This window comes from Streptomyces odonnellii, assembly GCF_000981895.1.
Taxonomy (GTDB): Bacteria; Actinomycetota; Actinomycetes; order Streptomycetales; family Streptomycetaceae; genus Streptomyces; species Streptomyces odonnellii.
Genome location: NZ_LATD01000336.1, coordinates 1 through 14,671, shown reverse-complemented (window position 1 = coordinate 14,671; position 14,671 = coordinate 1). Strand labels below are relative to the sequence as shown.

Below are 14,671 nucleotides of genomic sequence, written 5' to 3'. Positions count from 1 at the left end.
GTCTGGTGGGCTAGGCGATGGCGAGGAGGATCTCGCGGGCCTCGTCGCTGGGCGGGGCCGGGGTGGGGGTGTCGTTCACCGCGCGCCGCCAGCCGGGCGGATCGAGCCGGTGACGCCGGCCTCGGTGGCGCGGACGATGGCGGTACGGCCGCCGCGGCGGGTGATCGACCCGACGGCGATCAGACGCCGGTCGGGCGGGGGCGCGACGTTCGGGCGCACGCCAGTAAAGTGCAGGTGGTCCATGAGGAGCTTCCATCTCTCTCGTGGGCAAGTGTTCGATCGGCGCGAACCGGTCGAAGGCGTTGGGGTCGGGCGATGCGATCGCCCTGGCGGTGCTCCAACACCACCGGGAGCTGTTGCCCGGCCCCTTATTCGGTTGTGGCGTCCGGCTTCCCGGGCGCCTTCTTGCTGTCTTGCTTCTTGAGCGCGTTGTAGACCGCGTTCCAGCTCTTGCCGAGTTCTCGTGCGACTTCCGCGATGGATCCGGTTTGTGCCACGCCTTCGCGCAGGGCCTGCGCTCGTCGTGTGGCGGACTCGGATGCGAGTTTGTTCAGCTGCTCCAACAGCTGTTCTTCCTCGCGGACCCGGTCCTTCCAGGGCTTCGTGTCCATCGCGGAAACCATATCTAACCCGGGGGTTAGGCGCAAGGTTGGCAGCCACTCAACTCGTTGTCCGCAGAAGGGCTTTCCTGCTGTGGATCGCCGTCCGTCGCGTCCTCGTCCATCCAGCCCTTCACCCGGGCCAACGCCTCCCAGGTGACCGGCCACGACGCCAGGCACCACCGGCACCGCACGTCCGGGTCGCCCGGGAAGTACCGCAGCAGCGCCCCGCACGGCTTCCCGCCGTCCACCAGGGCCGGGCACGGTCCGATCTGGACCGGACGCTTCGCCGGATCCGGCGCGTCCACGACCGAGACCGCCGCCCGCTCCAGCTCCTGGACCTCTCGCGCCATGTCGCCGGACGCCGGCCACTCGGTGGCGATCCACTCCATGCTCATCACCAGCGCGTTGGCGGCGGCCGTGACTCGGTCGCCGATCCCGACGCACACCACCGGCTCTGCCCATCCCCGGTCGGCGTGCAGGGCCGTACGCCAGCTCTCCAGCACCCCGACGATCCCGCCCGGGCCGCGCAGGCTCAGCGGCTCCTCAGCGACGGGCAGGGGTGCCTCGGACGCGCGGGTACGCCCGTACTGGGTGGTGGCCCGGCCGCCGGGCGGGAGGAACGCGGCGAGCGCGGACCACAGCTTCGACATCCGGTCGAGACGGGCGGCCGTCGCCCGGCGGCACCCACCGCAGAGGTAGCCGGATTCGATGCCCCGCTCGCAGAACTGGCAGGCAGTCACTCGGCCTCCTGGTCCAGTACCTTGCGCAGCTCGTAGGCGGCGCCACCGTGGGTGCGTAGCACCGCCCACTGGGTGGCGAGCTTCCGCGCCCGTGCGATGGCGGCCTCGGCGCGCTCCAGCTCGGCTTCGGCCTTGGCCCGAGCCTCGTGTGGAGTGAGCGCGCCAGGCGCGTGCCGCTGCACCACCAGCGTGTATGTCTCGGGGGACTCGGCAACCTTGATGTCCATGGCCACCTTGGTCTCGGTGTAGTTGGGTGCGTCGCCGAGCATCGTGCGGGCGGCAGCGACCCAGTGCGCGAGGAGTTCACGGGCCGGTTCGAGTTCCATCTCGGCGCCGTTGCGGAAGTCCATGGCCCGGATGCCAGTCTCGTCTAGCTGCTTCTGGATCCACCGCTCGCGAGCCTCATCGTGACGGCCGCCAAGTTCCGCGAGGAGAGCGTCCCGTTCGGCGGCCACGTCGGCAAGCTCCTCGTCCGCCACGGCTATGACCGCGTCGACCATGTGCTGTCCGCCGTCCAGGACCCACCCGCTGGTCGCGGTGATCGCCGCCGCGTACCGCTCGCGCCGCTCGGTGTCGGGCACGGGCCGGGTGCCTCCGGTACCAGGGCAGTGGACCGGAGTCATGCCGGGCTGCGGCTCCCAGTCGTGTGCGTAGTGCCACCCGACAGTCAGGGCCTCGGCGCCACAGGGCACGGGCCCGGTGCCGGGCTGCTCCCCGGCGGTGGGCTGCTGCGCCTCGTCGGCCAACCGACGCAGCTCGGCGATATCGGCGGCGACCGTCTTACCCCACGGACCATGGTCAGACTCATCGAGGACGTCCCTGAACCCAACTGCGTGTGCGGCAAGACGACGGACGGCCACACGGATGCGTTCAACTGTGGCGGCCACCGCTTGGTCCCGCTCGGCGGCGAGCTGCTCGGCCTTCGCCTTCCACCTGTCCCCTCGGCGCCAGCCTCGGGTGGCGTTCTCGTACAGCTGGTCCAGGGCGTCGTCGGTGATGCTGTCTGCGGTGTGGCGCTTCATGCGGCTTGGTCCTTCCTGGTGCAGTGGTGGGATGGGGAGCGGGCCGGCCCTGTTTCGGGCAGGGGCGGCCGTCGCGTGTCACGGGGTGGGGTCGAGGGCGGCCAGCAGGCTGGGGTCGGGCTTCCACAGCCCCAGGGCCCCGGCGCGAGGAACGGCCTGGGTCAGTTGGCGGATGTCGGCAAGCTCCCAGTGCCACTGACCGGGGAATCCCCAGGGGGCGCAGCATCCGTCTGCGGCCTCGTGGCAGCCAGCAAGGCGTGCGGTGGCGATCACGCCGGAGAGGGCGAGTGTGGGGTGGGGGCCGCGGTAGACGCTGCTGGGAATGCGAGCGCGGGCGTCCCAGAAGTTGTGGCTACCGCCGAGCTGGTCGAGGCGGATGGCAGCGTCTCGGCTGTAGCGGACGATCGGGACCGAGTTGTCGAGTGCGCGCCCGGCGTGGATCAGGAGCTGGCCGCGGTAGTTAGTCCGGCGGGATCGGTTCTCGATGGTCTTGAAGCCTTCGGCGATGGCGAAGGCCCAGGGCTGCCTGATGGTGAGCCCTCGAACGGTGTCGCGTGCGGTGAGCATGTTCTCTCCTTCGTGCGGACGGGACAGGGATTGCCGGTCCGGCCAGTCCTGGCGATTCAGGCGGCGCGGCGGGTGGTTCGGTAGCCGCGGAGCGCGAGGCTGGCGGTGTAAATGTCCATCAGGTCCGAGACATCGCCGGCCGTGCTGCCGGGCGGGATCGAGACCCTCTTGAACCGGCACCAGGAGCGCTGCGCGCTGCTCGGTGGCCTCGTCCGGTAGCTGGCCTCCCGGCTCAGATATGCCGGCCGGACCAACCGTCGGGCCTGTTCCTCCGTCCAGCGCATCGCCTCGGCGAGCGGGGCCTCCGGGTCCGGCTGTGGCGGCCGTACGCCCATGCCCGCGTCCCAGCGGCGCACCCGGTACAGGCCGGGCTCGCTGCCGCGCATCAGGAACAGGAACACCGACTTCGTCATCGGTACGAACCAGGTTCCGCCGTCCGTACGCAGCCAGCGGATCGGCGACTGGTGGAACAGGTCGATGTCCTCCCACTCCGCAGCGGCGAACGCGGCGGCCTGGGCCGCGTCGTCCGCCAGCTCCCGGAGCGAACGGCTCTCGCTTGGCTCGCTGATCTCCTTCGCGGTGAGGTCCACGATGGACGCGAGCTTGTGGCGGGTGGAGGCGCCCATCACGTCCAGGATCAGCGCGTTCTCCTTGCCGGGGTGGAGCCGGAGCCCGCGGCCCGCCATCTGGCAGTAGAGGCCGGCGGACTTGGTCGGCCGGGCGATCACCACGCAGCTCGTCCACGGCGCGTCGAAGCCCTCCGTCAAGACCATGCAGTTGCTGAGGACTTGGACGTCGCCTGCCTCGTACCGCTTCAGCGCCTGGGCCCGCTCGTCCCTCGGCATGTCGCCCCAGACCGTGGCGGCCGGGATCCCCGCGGCTTTTAGCGCGGCCGTCATCGACTGCGCGGTGGCGACGGTCGGTGTGAAGACCACGCCTGGCCGGTCGGACGCGAAGTCCTTGTACGCGCTGGCGACGACTCCAGCTGCCCCCGAGTCGTCGAGGGCCTGGCCGAGCTGCCCGTCCTGAAGGTCGCCGGCACGGGACTTGACCTTGTCCAGATCCAGGCCCTCCACCACGACGCGCTTGCCGGTGACGTCGCAGAGGTACCCGTCCCGGATCATGTCGAGGATGTCCAGCGTGTAGACGACCTTCTGCCAGATAGCGCCGAGGTCCCCGTCCCCCCGGGTCATGGTCGCGGTGAACCCCGCGGTGGGCACGCCGCGCCAGGCGCCGAAGTGCTCAAGGACCGTGCGGTACGTGGCTGCTGCGGCGTGGTGGCACTCATCCACCACGATCATCCCGATGTCCTGGATGGCCTCGCGGCGCCGCTTCACGGCCAGGGTCTGGACACTGGCGACCACCACGTCCATGAACCGGTGGTGGTTCCGCTCGGCCTTGACGATGCCGACTTTCAGGTCCGGGCAGACGGCGCGGATCTTCGCGGCGGCCTGCTCGATGAGTTCCTCGCGGTGGGCTATGACCAGGGCGCGCTTCCGGCCGAGCTGTTCCCGCATGCCCTTGATCAGGTTGGCGAACACCACGGTCTTACCGGCGCCCGTCGGGAGGACGACCGCCAAACGGTTCTGCTCACTCTGCCAGCCGGCGGTCAGGGCGTGGATCGCGTCGGTCTGGTACGGACGCGGGGTGAAGGTCTCGGACAAGAGGGTCACCTCGTTTTGGGGTGGAGAGGGAGGATGGCGGTACGCACTGCGTACCGGCTGCGTACCGGCTGCGTACCGGGGCGAAAGCGCCTCTGAGCTGCTCTCATGTCTCTCTCTAGAGCTGGTGGTACGCAGGTACGCAGGAACACACAGGGATCGATGTGCGTGCACGCGCCCGCGCGCCCGCACGCGCACGCGTGCACACGCCCGCATGCCCGAGGGGTGCCATTTCCTGGCGTCTGCGTACCGCCCCGGATTGACCCTGTGGAAGGCCGTTGACCTGCGGCTATGGTGGGCGGCGGGTGGTACGCACCCGGTGCGTACCACCCTTGCGGCGGCCGTCATATCGCCTGGTCCCCGAACCCGATGCCCGAAGCCGTGAAGGCCAGGCACTTCGCACGGGCACCGTCGAACCGGCGCGGCACCAGGTGCGCCGGCCGCTGGCTCTTCAGCATCTTCAGGTATCCGGAGTCGACCCAGCTGCCGACCACGGCGTCCAACGAGTAGCCCGCCTCCGCGAGGACCTTGCGGACCCGCTCGGGCAGGAGAGCCACCTCCGTAGCGCCCTTGTCGGTCGACAGAACGCCCAACCAGCCGGAGTACGGCGGACGTTCACCCATAACCGCCCGGGAGGCGCTGTACAGCTCGTGGGCGTGCCCTGCCACGTATTCCCGGAGGACGTCCAACGCCATCTCCGGCCTGTTGTCGGTCGGGTTGTGGGCGGTGAACAGGCCGCGCCACACATCGTGGGCGAGGGGCTCGTACGGCAGCAGCCCGGTACCACACGCCAGCGACTCAGCCAGTACGAGGACGGCGACCATAGGCGCGCGCCGGTTCGTCATGTCGCCGCTGCCGCGGAACTCCTCGGTCAACTGACGGTGACGCTGCTTCAGCGCCTCGCGACCATTCGGCTGGGCCAGGCCGCTGAGGATGTAGCGGACGAACTCCGGTCCTGCGTGACCGTGGTGAGTGAGGACTCCGTCCCGGGCCGCTGCGGCTGCCGGGCCACCGCCGTCGCCGAACGGGGCGATCGTCGTTCCGAGAATGCGAGCCGCCGCGCCCTGGCTGGTGGTGAATGAGAGCGCCGGCCTCTCGCCGGACGACAGGAGGATCGTCTCCCAGGGCAGCATGTTGCCGAACGCCCCACCGCTGCGAGCCTTCCCGTGGTTCATCGGGAGCTGGTACAGCACCTCGTCGATGAGGGAGTCGTCCGTGACGGCCATGGTCTCGTCGAAGACGGTGACGATCCCGCGCACCAGGTTGAGCCGCTTCTCGATCGCGTACAGCGTCGTGCGCCAGTTGGACATGGCGCTGGCGTGCTCGGACGGGTCGGCCCACACCGACAAAGCGCACTGAAGAGCGGTCGTCTTGCCCTTGGTGGACCTGCTGGAGATGTCCAGCGTGAACGAATTCAAACCGAGCGGCTTGAGCAGTGGCGCGGCGAGCGCAGCCGCGACGGCGACCCGCGGTACGGGGTAGTTCGCCAGTTGGGCGACGGTGTCCCGCCAGCCGTCCAGCGTGCCCTTCCTGGCGTGCGCGCGGGCCGGGCCGCGCTGCTCCTCGAACGGCACGTCAACCTTGATGCCGTCCTCGGGCGAGGCGACGAACGTGCCGTCGTCCTGCCACCCCAGCCACCTGGCCAACTGCTCGCTGGGGATGCGGCCGACGTTGCGGGCCTCGAACTCTGCCAGCCACTTCTCGACGGCGCGCGCGTCACCCTCGACGGCGGGGAGTCCGGCGCTGCCCAGGTACTCGATCAGCTTCCGCCCACGCTTTGCGGTCTCCCGGCTGACGATGCGGGAGATCCGGCGGGGCCGCCCGAGGCTCCGGTCGATCCACGACAGCTCGACGTACTGGTCGCCCTCGGGGTCCTCGAACGTCGCGGTGATGACCAAGGGTGCGAAGGTGACCCGGGTCCAGTTCTCGCCGCTGGCACTGAGGACCTCCACGCCCCGGCCGGTGAGCCGGTAGTCGTAGGGGGTGCGCACGGCAGCAGGCAGACCGAACGTAAGGGCGTAGTCGAACCCATTGGGGTCGCTCTCGGCCTCGGGCGAGGGGGCTGTGTCCTGCTGCTCGTCCTCGGTGGGCTCTTCATCAGGTGCCGAGATTGCGGGGTCAGTTGCCGGTCGGGGGGTGGAGGGGCGGGCGCCGACGGCGGCCAGGTGGCGACTGCCGTAGCCCTGGCGGGCCAGCTCCCGGGCGGCGGCCTTGTGATCCCCGTTGTGGTTCAGCAGGGCGTAGGCGCCGAATTTGCTGTACGGGACCTCAGGGGCGAAGTCCGAGGACGTGGTGAAGACGAACAGGCGGTCGTGCTCGTCCTTCCCCGTCGTGGCCTTGGCACCGCCGACGCCGTCGGCCCATCCCCAGTACGTCTCGCTGCCTCGGGTGGAGAGCGGGCGGAAGATGCCTCGGAGGATCTCCTCCCAGGAGGCGCGTGCCTCGAAGTCGTCGCCCGGCCGCAACGTGCCGTCCTGCCGAGGCGGTGATGGGCGAGGCGCGGTCTTCGGGGCCTCCGGCTGCGGGAGTTGATCCACCATCCGGCACACGGCCCGGATCGCGTCCATGGTCTCGGCATCGAGGACTGGGATGGAGCCGGGCCCGCCCGCCAGCCGGAGGTACGGACGGCCGGTGGCGTGGACCGTGCCGGAGGACGGCTCAACCAGCCCGTAGCCACCCTCCCCCCGCGTCTCGATCAGGACGCGGACGATGCGAGAGTTCGGCTTCTCTCGCAGCCGCTGACGCTCGGCGTCGGTGTACTCGTCCTCGCGGGCGGGCCTGCTGGCCAGCTTGGTGTTCCCCGGGACGTCACCGCCGGTGACACGGACGCGGTAGTGCCGGCCGCCGGACGGCGACTCGGTGACCCAGCCGCCGAGGACCGCGGCCCAGGCATCGCCGAGCCCCGACCCGTCCATGATCTCGGTGACCGCGTCAAGCAGGCCCTCGCGCACCGCGACGCCCTCGAACTCCAGCATTTCCACGCCGCCGGACACGGCGCCGTAGACAACAGCAATGCCGCGGGGGCGGTCGCTGCCAAACCAACTGTCGTGCTGCTCCGGCGTGGTACGGAGAGTCTTGTACTGGAGCCAGGACACCGCCGGCTTCTTGGTGCCGTCAGCGGTGATGGGCAGGACGCACAGGCCAGCGTCGTGCAGCTCGCGAGCGGAAGCCCGGAGGTCTGTGGGCTGTGCGTCGGTCAACGGTTCTCCCCGTGGTGCTGGGACAGGTGCTGGGTCTTGATGCCGTCGATGAATGCCTTCACGCCGCCGACGCCGATCCGTTCGCCGTTCTCGTCGAGGTCGGTGGAGGCGGCCGGGCCTTCGCGGCGGTGCGGGCAGCCGGGGCGCAGGCACTGGTACCGGGCGCGCAGGCCGTCGAGGTCGACGAACAGAACGCCTACGACGCGTTGTGCGGCCGGACGGCTCGGGGCGTCCCGGGTGCCACCGCAGACGTTGGGGCCGGCGGCCGGGGTCGAGGCCCCGGCCGCCGCAGTGCTCGTCACGCGGCATCCCCGCTCTCAACGGGGAGGTCGGCGTTGAGTAGCTCGACCAGATACGCGGCCGTCAGCGGCGAGCCCGTCTCCATCTGCGGGTCGGGGCAGCAGTCGTAGACGCCCTGCTCGTCGCGCGCCAGTCCGTGCCCCTCGATCGGGATCTCGTCGTGCAGGTCGAACTCGTCGTGCGCCGTGCACACCGGGGCGATGCCGGTGGGCGACTCGCTGTCGGTGATGACGACCCGCCACAGGGGGTGGCGCTCGCCGACCAGGTGGACGAGCATCTCGGCGGCAGCGGCGCGGGCCTTGGCCAGCGTCTCGTTGACCGGAACGGCGCCGATCGACTGTGCGTTGTCAGTGCCTTCTCGTACAGTTCTCATCGAGCGCTTCCGATCTGCTTCGCGGCTGTTTCGACGTGCTCGCTCGATGCCGTCGGGGTTGCGCCCCCGGCGGCATCGCTGTTCTCGGGCAGGTGGAGCCAGGCCAGCAGGTCGACGTGCCGCACAAATTTGCGACGGCCCAGGCTTACGACCTCGACCGGCAGACGACCCTCGGCACCGAGCTGGTAGGTGGTCGACTCGGACAGGCCCAACGCGCGGCCGACAGTCGGCCAGAGCGGGACCATCGCGGGCTGGTCGAGGATCTCGGCGATGGAGAGCGGCGTCGTCATGCCGACACCGCCTGACGGCGCAGGCTGCGGGCGGTACGTCCGTCCCGGATCCACAGCAGGTCGAGGTCCACACCGATGCGGTCCGCAACGGCCTGCGCCACGCTCACCCCTACGGCCGCCTGCCGTCCGGTCAGAAGGTTGCCGATGGTGCTGTGGTGTACCCCGGCGGCTTCGCCAAGGTCACGGATACTCGCGGGCTGGCCGGTGCCCGTGCGGCGCATGAGGATGCGCAGGACCTCGCGATCGGCCAGGTAGTACATGGGTTCGCTCAATGTCGTCACCTCGCGGCTGCTGTTCACCTCGATGAACAGAACCCTGGCATGAGGTCGACGTTTTGTCTATCTCGATTAACAGATCTGACAGGTATTCAGCCGGAGGGGGCGCGTCTCGGCCAGATGGTGAGACCCGGGTAGCGGGCTGCATTCATCCACATAGACAATCTGTCGATGCGGATGAACTAAGGGTCGCCTTAGACCTGGCCAAACTCCCCTTTGGCGTCACCGGTTAGATAGACACCTAGCGGCAGCGGAGTGGCAGGATGATCACCATGGCTGATTCCCCATCCAGGACGGACCTGTCCGACCTTGTGCGCGAACGCCGCACGGAGCGGGGCCTGAGCCTGCGGAAGCTTGAGGAGCGGTGCATCGATCCGGAGGACCCAGAGCGCGGCCCCCTATGGAAGTTCGGGGTGATCAGCCGCCTCGAAAGGAATCTCCCTGTCATCCCGCCGCAGCTCCCGGAGTTGAGGGCGCTGGCAGCGGGCCTGGAGCTGCCCCTATGGAGGATCCAGGAAGCGGCCGGCGGCCAGTTCTTCGGCATCGACACGATGTGGTCCGACAGCACGCGCGCCATGGTCCACGATTACGAAGCGATGTCCCCGGACGATCGAGAGCGCGTGCGGGACCTGATGCGGACATGGCGGGCGCGACCCGAGGCCACAGAATGACGGACGGTTACTTTCATGTAACCCCTGGTGCTTTTACTACCTCTTGGGCATGATGGTTCCCCCGCCGGGGGGCGGAACGGATTGCTCCGGCGCCGCTATCGAACAGATGTGCGGGCCGGTAGGCGCGGTGGGGGAACGACATGAACGTGAAGCTCAACGAGGTGACCGAAGTCAAATTCGAGGTCGGCCCCGGGACGAACATTCCCGTCGGCCGAGCCTGCCGCCTCACCGAGCAGGATGGCGCCATCGCGGTGCGCATCCGGTACGGGCACGCCCATCCCGGGCTGTGCCGCGAACTGAACGGCTTTCACCGGCAGATCCTCGGGGTCGAGGGCCGCTGGGCTCAGGCATGGAGCCCTGCCGACCCCGATCGGGTCGACTCGGCTCCCCAGGGGCTCGGGATGGCACAGGTGGAATGGAGGATCGTTCCTGCGTCGAAACTCCCCGCCAAGGCCACCTGCCTGCCGCTGGAGGAGAAGGACCAGTTCGTGTGGATGATCCGTTTGGGCCTCGCCACTCCCCAGCTCTGTGCGGAGATGAACGCGTACCTCGCCCGGATCACGGGCGATGGACTGTGGGTGCAGCGCTGGTCTGACCGCCCCGACACCCACTGACCTGGCCCGTGTACGGCGGTCGCCCACGGGCCAGGTTCTCCAGCACGAGGGCGACCGCCGAAGGTGGAGAGCACATGAAGGGTTCGACATACCGTCGCTGCTACTGCCGCGACGCCAACGGGAAAGCACTGGGCAAAGCATGCCCGCAACTCACCAGCCGCAGGCACGGGGTGTACGCGGTGCGGCAGGAGCTGCCCGCGCGCGAGGACGGGACTCGGCGCTCGTTCTCACGCTCCGGGTACGAGTCGGCGAAGGAGGCTCAGAAGGTCCTGGACCAGGTGCGCGCTCTGCTCGCGCTGCCCGCCGGGGACGACGCCGAGGGCCAGGTCCGCATCGGTGACCTTCTGGAGATCGTCAGCAAGGACCAGAAGGCGCCGCTGCCAGGCCTCGCCGAGACGCGCCGCCGGTTCCATGCGGGCCAGCCGCTCGTCAGCTCTCTGACAGTGGGCGACTGGCTCGATGAGTGGCACGCATCGAAGAAGCGGAAGAAGTCGACGCTGCGCGGCTACGGCTCGCACATCACCGTCCATCTGAAGCCGCGGATCGGGCATCTGCTGCTGGACCGGCTGAACGTCGGGCACTTGGTGGAGATGTTCGACGCCATCGCCGACATGAACGAGACGATCCTTGCGGAGAACCAGCAGCGCCGGGAACAGCAGGCTCGGGCGACGTGGGGAAAACGGTCCCGGCCGCCGGCCAGCGAGACGGCGCGCCTGGACCAGGAGCGGGCGAAGCTCGCGGAGATGCCCCCGTACAGGCGGGTCACTGGACCGGCGACGCAGCAGCGCATCCGCGCAACGCTCCGAAGCGCGCTGAACAGCGCGATCTCGCGGCAGTTGCTCACCTTCAATCCGGCCAGCCACGTTGAACTGGCGTCCGGTAAGCGGCCGAAGGCGCTGCTCTGGACCGATGAGCGCGTAGACCACTGGCGGGCGACCGGCGAGAAGCCGTCGGGCGTGATGGTGTGGACCCCGGCCCAGACCGGCCAGTTCCTGGACCACGCCGAGTCTGACCGGCTGTATGCCCTGTTCCACACCATCGCGTTCCGGGGTCTGCGCCGCGGCGAGGGGGTCGGCCAGAATCGGGCGGACATCGACCTGGCCAAGGGCCTGCTGACGGTGTCGAAGACGATCATCCAGGACGGGTGGGACGTAGTCGAGGAGGACCCCAAGACCGAGGACTCGGCCGCGACGATCGCACTCGGGCCGCTCACGGTGGCTGTGCTGACCGAGCATCTCGCCCGGCAGGACACCGAGCGCGCCGAGCGGCTAGAGGCCCGACTCCCCTGGTACGAGACCGGCAAGGCGTTCGTGGACGTGGACGGATCGTGGCTGCACCCGGAGAAGGTCAGCGACACCTTCCGGCGGCTGTACCGCGAGGCAGACCTGCCGCCGATCAACCTCCGGGACCTGCGCCATGTGGCTGCCACGTTGATCCATGCGGGTGGAGGTGACCTCCACACGATCAAGGAAACGCTCCGGCACGGAACGATTCAGCTAGCGTCCGACACGTACACCAGTCTTCTGCCCCAGGTCGACAAGGAAGTGGCGAGCAATGCCGAAGCTATGGTCCCCCGCGCCCGCCGTGAGCGGCCGTCTGGGACGCCCGCTCACGCACCGCTCACGCAGGCCCCTGTAGACGACTGAGCGCCCCACGTGGTCTAAACCACGTGGGGCGCTCGGATGCCAGGTGGGAACGATTCATCGAACACTCGCGCCGGTGGGGCGGGTGGGACTCGAACCCACGACCGACGGATTATGAGTCCGCTGCTCTAACCGGCTGAGCTACCGCCCCTAACGGCGCGTCGCGCACATTTGTGCGCGCCGTCTGCCGCAGCATAGCCGCTCATACGATCTCCTGCCTCGGTTGGTCGGCATCGCTCTGACCTTGAGGACTTCGGCGCGGCCCACCCGGTTCCGGGAACGTCGTAGAACAGTTGTGGAACAGACGAAAAAGGACCCCGAAGGGCCCTTCCCGCTCTCCTGCTCCCCCGGCTGGACTCGAACCAGCAACCCTCCGGTTAACAGCCGAATGCTCTGCCAATTGAGCTACAGGGGATCGCGCTCCCCCGACTGGACTCGAACCAGTAACCTGCCGGTTAACAGCCGGCTGCTCTGCCAATTGAGCTACAGGGGATTGCTGCGTGTGCACCGAACGTACCTACCGGGGTCCCCCCGGGCGGCGCGCGTCCGCTGCGACACATACATTAGCGCAAGCAGGGGGGTGTTCCGCCAATCGCTATCGACCCGTGTCAGCTCGGGTGATCCCGGGCCCCGACGGGTAGGCGGAAGGCACAGACGGACACTAGGAAGGGTGGAGCCATGCGGTACCGCCTCGCATTCATCGCGGGACTGGCTTGCGGTTACGTGCTCGGCACGCGTGCCGGGCGCGAGCGCTACGAGCAGCTCAAGAAGTCGGTACGCGAGGTGTCCCAGAACCCGGCCGTGCGCAACGCCGCCGAGACCGCCGCGCAGACCGGACGCGAGGTCGCGGGCAAGGCGTACCACTCGATGAGCGGCGTCATGGGAGACCGGGTGCCGGACTCCGTGGCGCAGCGGGTGCGCTCGCTGCGGCAGCGCAGCCAGAACGGGCAGGACGACTGGGGTACGAGCAACACCTGACCGTCCCCCGCGGACAGCACATGCCCCCCGGGGCCCGGCGGCTCGCCCGCCGGGCCCCGCCCGCGTACACACCGCGGTACACCCAGCGCCGTCCCGGCAGCGGCCGACGTGTCGCGCGTGCGGCAGAATCGGGTTCATGGGAATAGTCGCCGGGTTGGACAGTTCGTCCGGGTTCACACGCGTCGTGGTCTGCGACGCGGACACGGGTGCCGTGCTGCGGCAGGGTTACGCGCAGCATCCGGTCGACCCGAAGGCCACCGAGATCGACCCGCAGGCCTGGCTGCTCTCCCTCGGCGAGGCCGCGTCCGGCGGGCTGCTCGAAGGTGTGCAGGCCATCGGCGTCTCGGCGCAGCAGCACGGCATGGTGGCGCTGGACCAGCAGGGCAATCTCGTACGGCCGGCGCTGCTCGGCAACGACAAGCGCGCGCAGGTCGCCGCGGCGGACCTGGCCGAGGCGCTGGGCGGACGGCAGGCCTGGGCCGAGGCGGTCGGTTCCGTACCGCAGTCGGGGCAGGTGGTCGCCAAGCTGCGGTGGATGGCGCGGACCGAGCCGGAGGCGGCGCGGCGCACCGCGCTGGTGCTCCAGCCGCACGACTGGCTGGTCTGGCAGCTCCTCGGGCGTCCGGCGCGCCGGACGACGGACCGGGGCGAGGCGTCGGGGACGGGCTACTGGTCGGCGCGTACGGGCTCGTACCGGCCGGATCTCGTGGAGCTGGCGCTCGGGCGCCAGGCCGAGCTGCCCGAGGTGCTCGGACCGGCGGACACGGCGGGGACCACGCCCGAGGGGCTGCTGATCTCGGCCGGGACCGGCGAGACCATGGCCGCCGCCTTCGGTCTCGGTGTGGCGGTCGGGGACGCGGTGGTGTCGCTGGGGGCGTCGGGTTCGGTGATGGCCGTGCACCAAGAGGCGCTCGCCGATCCGGCCGGGCTGATCACGTCATTCGCGGACGCGACCGGGATGCATCTGCCGGTCGTGCACACGCTGAACGCCGTCAGGGCGCTGCGGGGTACGGCGGAGCTGCTGGGCACCGAGGATCTCGCCGAACTGTCCGAGCTGGCGCTGAAGTCGACGCCCGGCTCGTCGGGGCTGGTGTTCCTGCCGTATCTGGAGGGCGAGCGGACCCCCCAGCTCCCGCACACGGCGGGCACGCTGACCGGGCTGCGGCGCGAGTCGATGAAGCCGGAGCATCTCGCGCGGGCGGCGTTCGAGGGGATGCTGTGCTCGCTCGCCGACGCGATGGACGTACTGCGCGGGCGCGGGGTGGAGGTGCGGCGGGTGTTCCTGCTGGGGGCCGCCGCCGAGCTGCCCGCCGTACAGGCCCTGGCCCCGGCGGTCTTCGGGGCGCAGGTCGTCGTACCGCAGCCCGCCGACTACGCGGCGATAGGCGCGGCACGGCAGGCCGCATGGGCGCTCGGTGTGGCGCACGGCACACTCGCCCCGCACACCCCGCCGCTCTGGCAGGGCGCGGCGGCCCAGGTCTTCGAGCCGGGCGAGGACGCGGCGGTCGGCACGGCGGTACGCCAGCAGTACATGGCCACCCGCGAACAGATCCACCCGGCGGCCTTCGGCGCCTGAGCCGGGCCGGGTCCGGGAGGCGCGGCCCCGGCCCGCACGCGGGCGGCGGGGCACGGGCGCGGGCGCCGGCGCGGGGGAGCCGGTGGGTGGCGCGGGCGCGGGAATGCCAGCGGGTCGCACCGGCGTCGGGGCCGAAGGGGTTCGTGCGCCCCGGCGGGC

General features: G+C 69.9%; 16 protein-coding genes and 3 tRNA genes. 5 read left to right on the top strand and 14 right to left on the bottom strand.

Annotation, left to right across the window (positions count from 1 at the left end; genetic code table 11):
• Positions 1 to 75: 75 nt before the first annotated feature.
• From WH07_RS40525 to WH07_RS28255, 11 genes are all read right to left on the bottom strand, one after another.
• Positions 76 to 243 (bottom strand): hypothetical protein, encoded by a 168-nt coding sequence (locus WH07_RS40525; RefSeq protein ID WP_198533909.1) that lies wholly within the window; start codon positions 241 to 243, stop codon positions 76 to 78.
• A gap of 125 nt (positions 244 to 368) precedes the next feature.
• Positions 369 to 611 (bottom strand): hypothetical protein, encoded by a 243-nt coding sequence (locus WH07_RS28300; RefSeq protein WP_046505941.1) that lies wholly within the window; start codon positions 609 to 611, stop codon positions 369 to 371.
• A 26-nt stretch (positions 612 to 637) separates the two neighbouring features.
• Positions 638 to 1,342: a hypothetical protein gene (locus WH07_RS28295; RefSeq protein ID WP_052744582.1), complete on the bottom strand. Its 705-nt coding sequence runs from the start codon at positions 1,340 to 1,342 to the stop codon at positions 638 to 640.
• Positions 1,339 to 2,364: a hypothetical protein gene (locus WH07_RS28290; RefSeq protein WP_046505939.1), complete on the bottom strand. Its 1,026-nt coding sequence runs from the start codon at positions 2,362 to 2,364 to the stop codon at positions 1,339 to 1,341. The genes WH07_RS28295 and WH07_RS28290 overlap by 4 nt, the downstream gene beginning before the upstream one ends.
• Positions 2,365 to 2,442: 78 nt before the next feature.
• Positions 2,443 to 2,931, bottom strand: coding sequence for an ASCH domain-containing protein (locus tag WH07_RS28285; protein WP_046505937.1), 489 nt, complete (start codon positions 2,929 to 2,931; stop codon positions 2,443 to 2,445).
• Positions 2,932 to 2,987: 56 nt separating this feature from the next.
• Positions 2,988 to 4,595 (bottom strand): DEAD/DEAH box helicase, encoded by a 1,608-nt coding sequence (locus WH07_RS28280; RefSeq protein WP_408645947.1) that lies wholly within the window; start codon positions 4,593 to 4,595, stop codon positions 2,988 to 2,990.
• 341 nt (positions 4,596 to 4,936) lie between these two features.
• Entirely contained in the window at positions 4,937 to 7,792 is a 2,856-nt protein-coding gene (locus WH07_RS36410) for a DUF927 domain-containing protein (protein ID WP_052744580.1), read from the bottom strand.
• Positions 7,789 to 8,094, bottom strand: a complete 306-nt coding sequence (locus WH07_RS39990) for a hypothetical protein (protein ID WP_046505934.1) — start codon at positions 8,092 to 8,094, stop codon at positions 7,789 to 7,791. The genes WH07_RS36410 and WH07_RS39990 overlap by 4 nt, the downstream gene beginning before the upstream one ends.
• A complete protein-coding gene (locus WH07_RS28265; RefSeq protein WP_052744579.1) occupies positions 8,091 to 8,465 on the bottom strand; it encodes a hypothetical protein in 375 nt (124 codons plus the stop codon). The genes WH07_RS39990 and WH07_RS28265 overlap by 4 nt, the downstream gene beginning before the upstream one ends.
• The gene (locus WH07_RS28260; RefSeq protein WP_046505931.1) at positions 8,462 to 8,755 is read right to left on the bottom strand and encodes a MerR family transcriptional regulator; all 294 of its coding nucleotides are present in this window, start codon (positions 8,753 to 8,755) and stop codon (positions 8,462 to 8,464) included. The genes WH07_RS28265 and WH07_RS28260 overlap by 4 nt, the downstream gene beginning before the upstream one ends.
• On the bottom strand, positions 8,752 to 9,054 hold the full coding sequence (locus WH07_RS28255) for a helix-turn-helix domain-containing protein (protein ID WP_157877450.1): 303 nt from the start codon (positions 9,052 to 9,054) through the stop codon (positions 8,752 to 8,754). Before WH07_RS28255 ends, WH07_RS28260 begins: the two co-directional genes overlap by 4 nt.
• Before the next feature lie 248 nt (positions 9,055 to 9,302).
• On the opposite strand from WH07_RS28255, the gene WH07_RS28250 reads away from it, so the two are divergent.
• The 3 genes from WH07_RS28250 (at position 9,303) to WH07_RS28240 (ending at position 11,961) form a co-directional block, all read left to right on the top strand.
• Positions 9,303 to 9,701 (top strand): isocitrate/isopropylmalate dehydrogenase family protein, encoded by a 399-nt coding sequence (locus WH07_RS28250; RefSeq protein WP_157877449.1) that lies wholly within the window; start codon positions 9,303 to 9,305, stop codon positions 9,699 to 9,701.
• A 140-nt stretch (positions 9,702 to 9,841) separates the two neighbouring features.
• The gene (locus tag WH07_RS28245; RefSeq protein ID WP_046505925.1) at positions 9,842 to 10,315 is read left to right on the top strand and encodes a hypothetical protein; all 474 of its coding nucleotides are present in this window, start codon (positions 9,842 to 9,844) and stop codon (positions 10,313 to 10,315) included.
• 74 nt (positions 10,316 to 10,389) lie between these two features.
• Positions 10,390 to 11,961 (top strand): site-specific integrase, encoded by a 1,572-nt coding sequence (locus WH07_RS28240; protein WP_046505923.1) that lies wholly within the window; start codon positions 10,390 to 10,392, stop codon positions 11,959 to 11,961.
• Between the two features lie 74 nt (positions 11,962 to 12,035).
• Here WH07_RS28240 and WH07_RS28235 read toward each other — a convergent pair.
• From WH07_RS28235 to WH07_RS28225, 3 genes are all read right to left on the bottom strand, one after another.
• Positions 12,036 to 12,109, bottom strand: a tRNA-Ile gene (locus WH07_RS28235).
• Between the two features lie 191 nt (positions 12,110 to 12,300).
• Positions 12,301 to 12,373: transfer RNA gene (locus tag WH07_RS28230), tRNA-Asn, on the bottom strand.
• A 5-nt stretch (positions 12,374 to 12,378) separates the two neighbouring features.
• A tRNA-Asn gene (locus tag WH07_RS28225) sits at positions 12,379 to 12,451 on the bottom strand.
• Between the two features lie 185 nt (positions 12,452 to 12,636).
• On the opposite strand from WH07_RS28225, the gene WH07_RS28220 reads away from it, so the two are divergent.
• Both WH07_RS28220 and WH07_RS28215 read left to right on the top strand, forming a co-directional pair.
• Entirely contained in the window at positions 12,637 to 12,936 is a 300-nt protein-coding gene (locus WH07_RS28220; protein ID WP_046505919.1) for a hypothetical protein, read from the top strand.
• A 136-nt stretch (positions 12,937 to 13,072) separates the two neighbouring features.
• On the top strand, positions 13,073 to 14,512 hold the full coding sequence (locus tag WH07_RS28215) for an FGGY family carbohydrate kinase (protein WP_046505916.1): 1,440 nt from the start codon (positions 13,073 to 13,075) through the stop codon (positions 14,510 to 14,512).
• Positions 14,513 to 14,671: the final 159 nt, after the last annotated feature.

Excerpts from the sequence above, each read along its gene's own strand:
- WH07_RS40525 (WP_198533909.1), bottom strand. The coding sequence starts at position 243 with ATGGACCACCTGCACTTTACTGGCGTGCGCCCGAACGTCGCGCCCCCG.
- WH07_RS28285 (WP_046505937.1), bottom strand. The coding sequence starts at position 2,931 with ATGCTCACCGCACGCGACACCGTTCGAGGGCTCACCATCAGGCAGCCC.
- WH07_RS28240 (WP_046505923.1), top strand. The coding sequence starts at position 10,390 with ATGAAGGGTTCGACATACCGTCGCTGCTACTGCCGCGACGCCAACGGG.
- WH07_RS28290 (WP_046505939.1), bottom strand. The coding sequence starts at position 2,364 with ATGAAGCGCCACACCGCAGACAGCATCACCGACGACGCCCTGGACCAG.
- WH07_RS28245 (WP_046505925.1), top strand. The coding sequence starts at position 9,842 with ATGAACGTGAAGCTCAACGAGGTGACCGAAGTCAAATTCGAGGTCGGC.
- WH07_RS28265 (WP_052744579.1), bottom strand. The coding sequence starts at position 8,465 with ATGAGAACTGTACGAGAAGGCACTGACAACGCACAGTCGATCGGCGCC.
- WH07_RS28220 (WP_046505919.1), top strand. The coding sequence starts at position 12,637 with ATGCGGTACCGCCTCGCATTCATCGCGGGACTGGCTTGCGGTTACGTG.
- WH07_RS28250 (WP_157877449.1), top strand. The coding sequence starts at position 9,303 with ATGGCTGATTCCCCATCCAGGACGGACCTGTCCGACCTTGTGCGCGAA.
- WH07_RS28215 (WP_046505916.1), top strand. The coding sequence starts at position 13,073 with ATGGGAATAGTCGCCGGGTTGGACAGTTCGTCCGGGTTCACACGCGTC.
- WH07_RS28260 (WP_046505931.1), bottom strand. The coding sequence starts at position 8,755 with ATGACGACGCCGCTCTCCATCGCCGAGATCCTCGACCAGCCCGCGATG.
- WH07_RS28300 (WP_046505941.1), bottom strand. The coding sequence starts at position 611 with ATGGACACGAAGCCCTGGAAGGACCGGGTCCGCGAGGAAGAACAGCTG.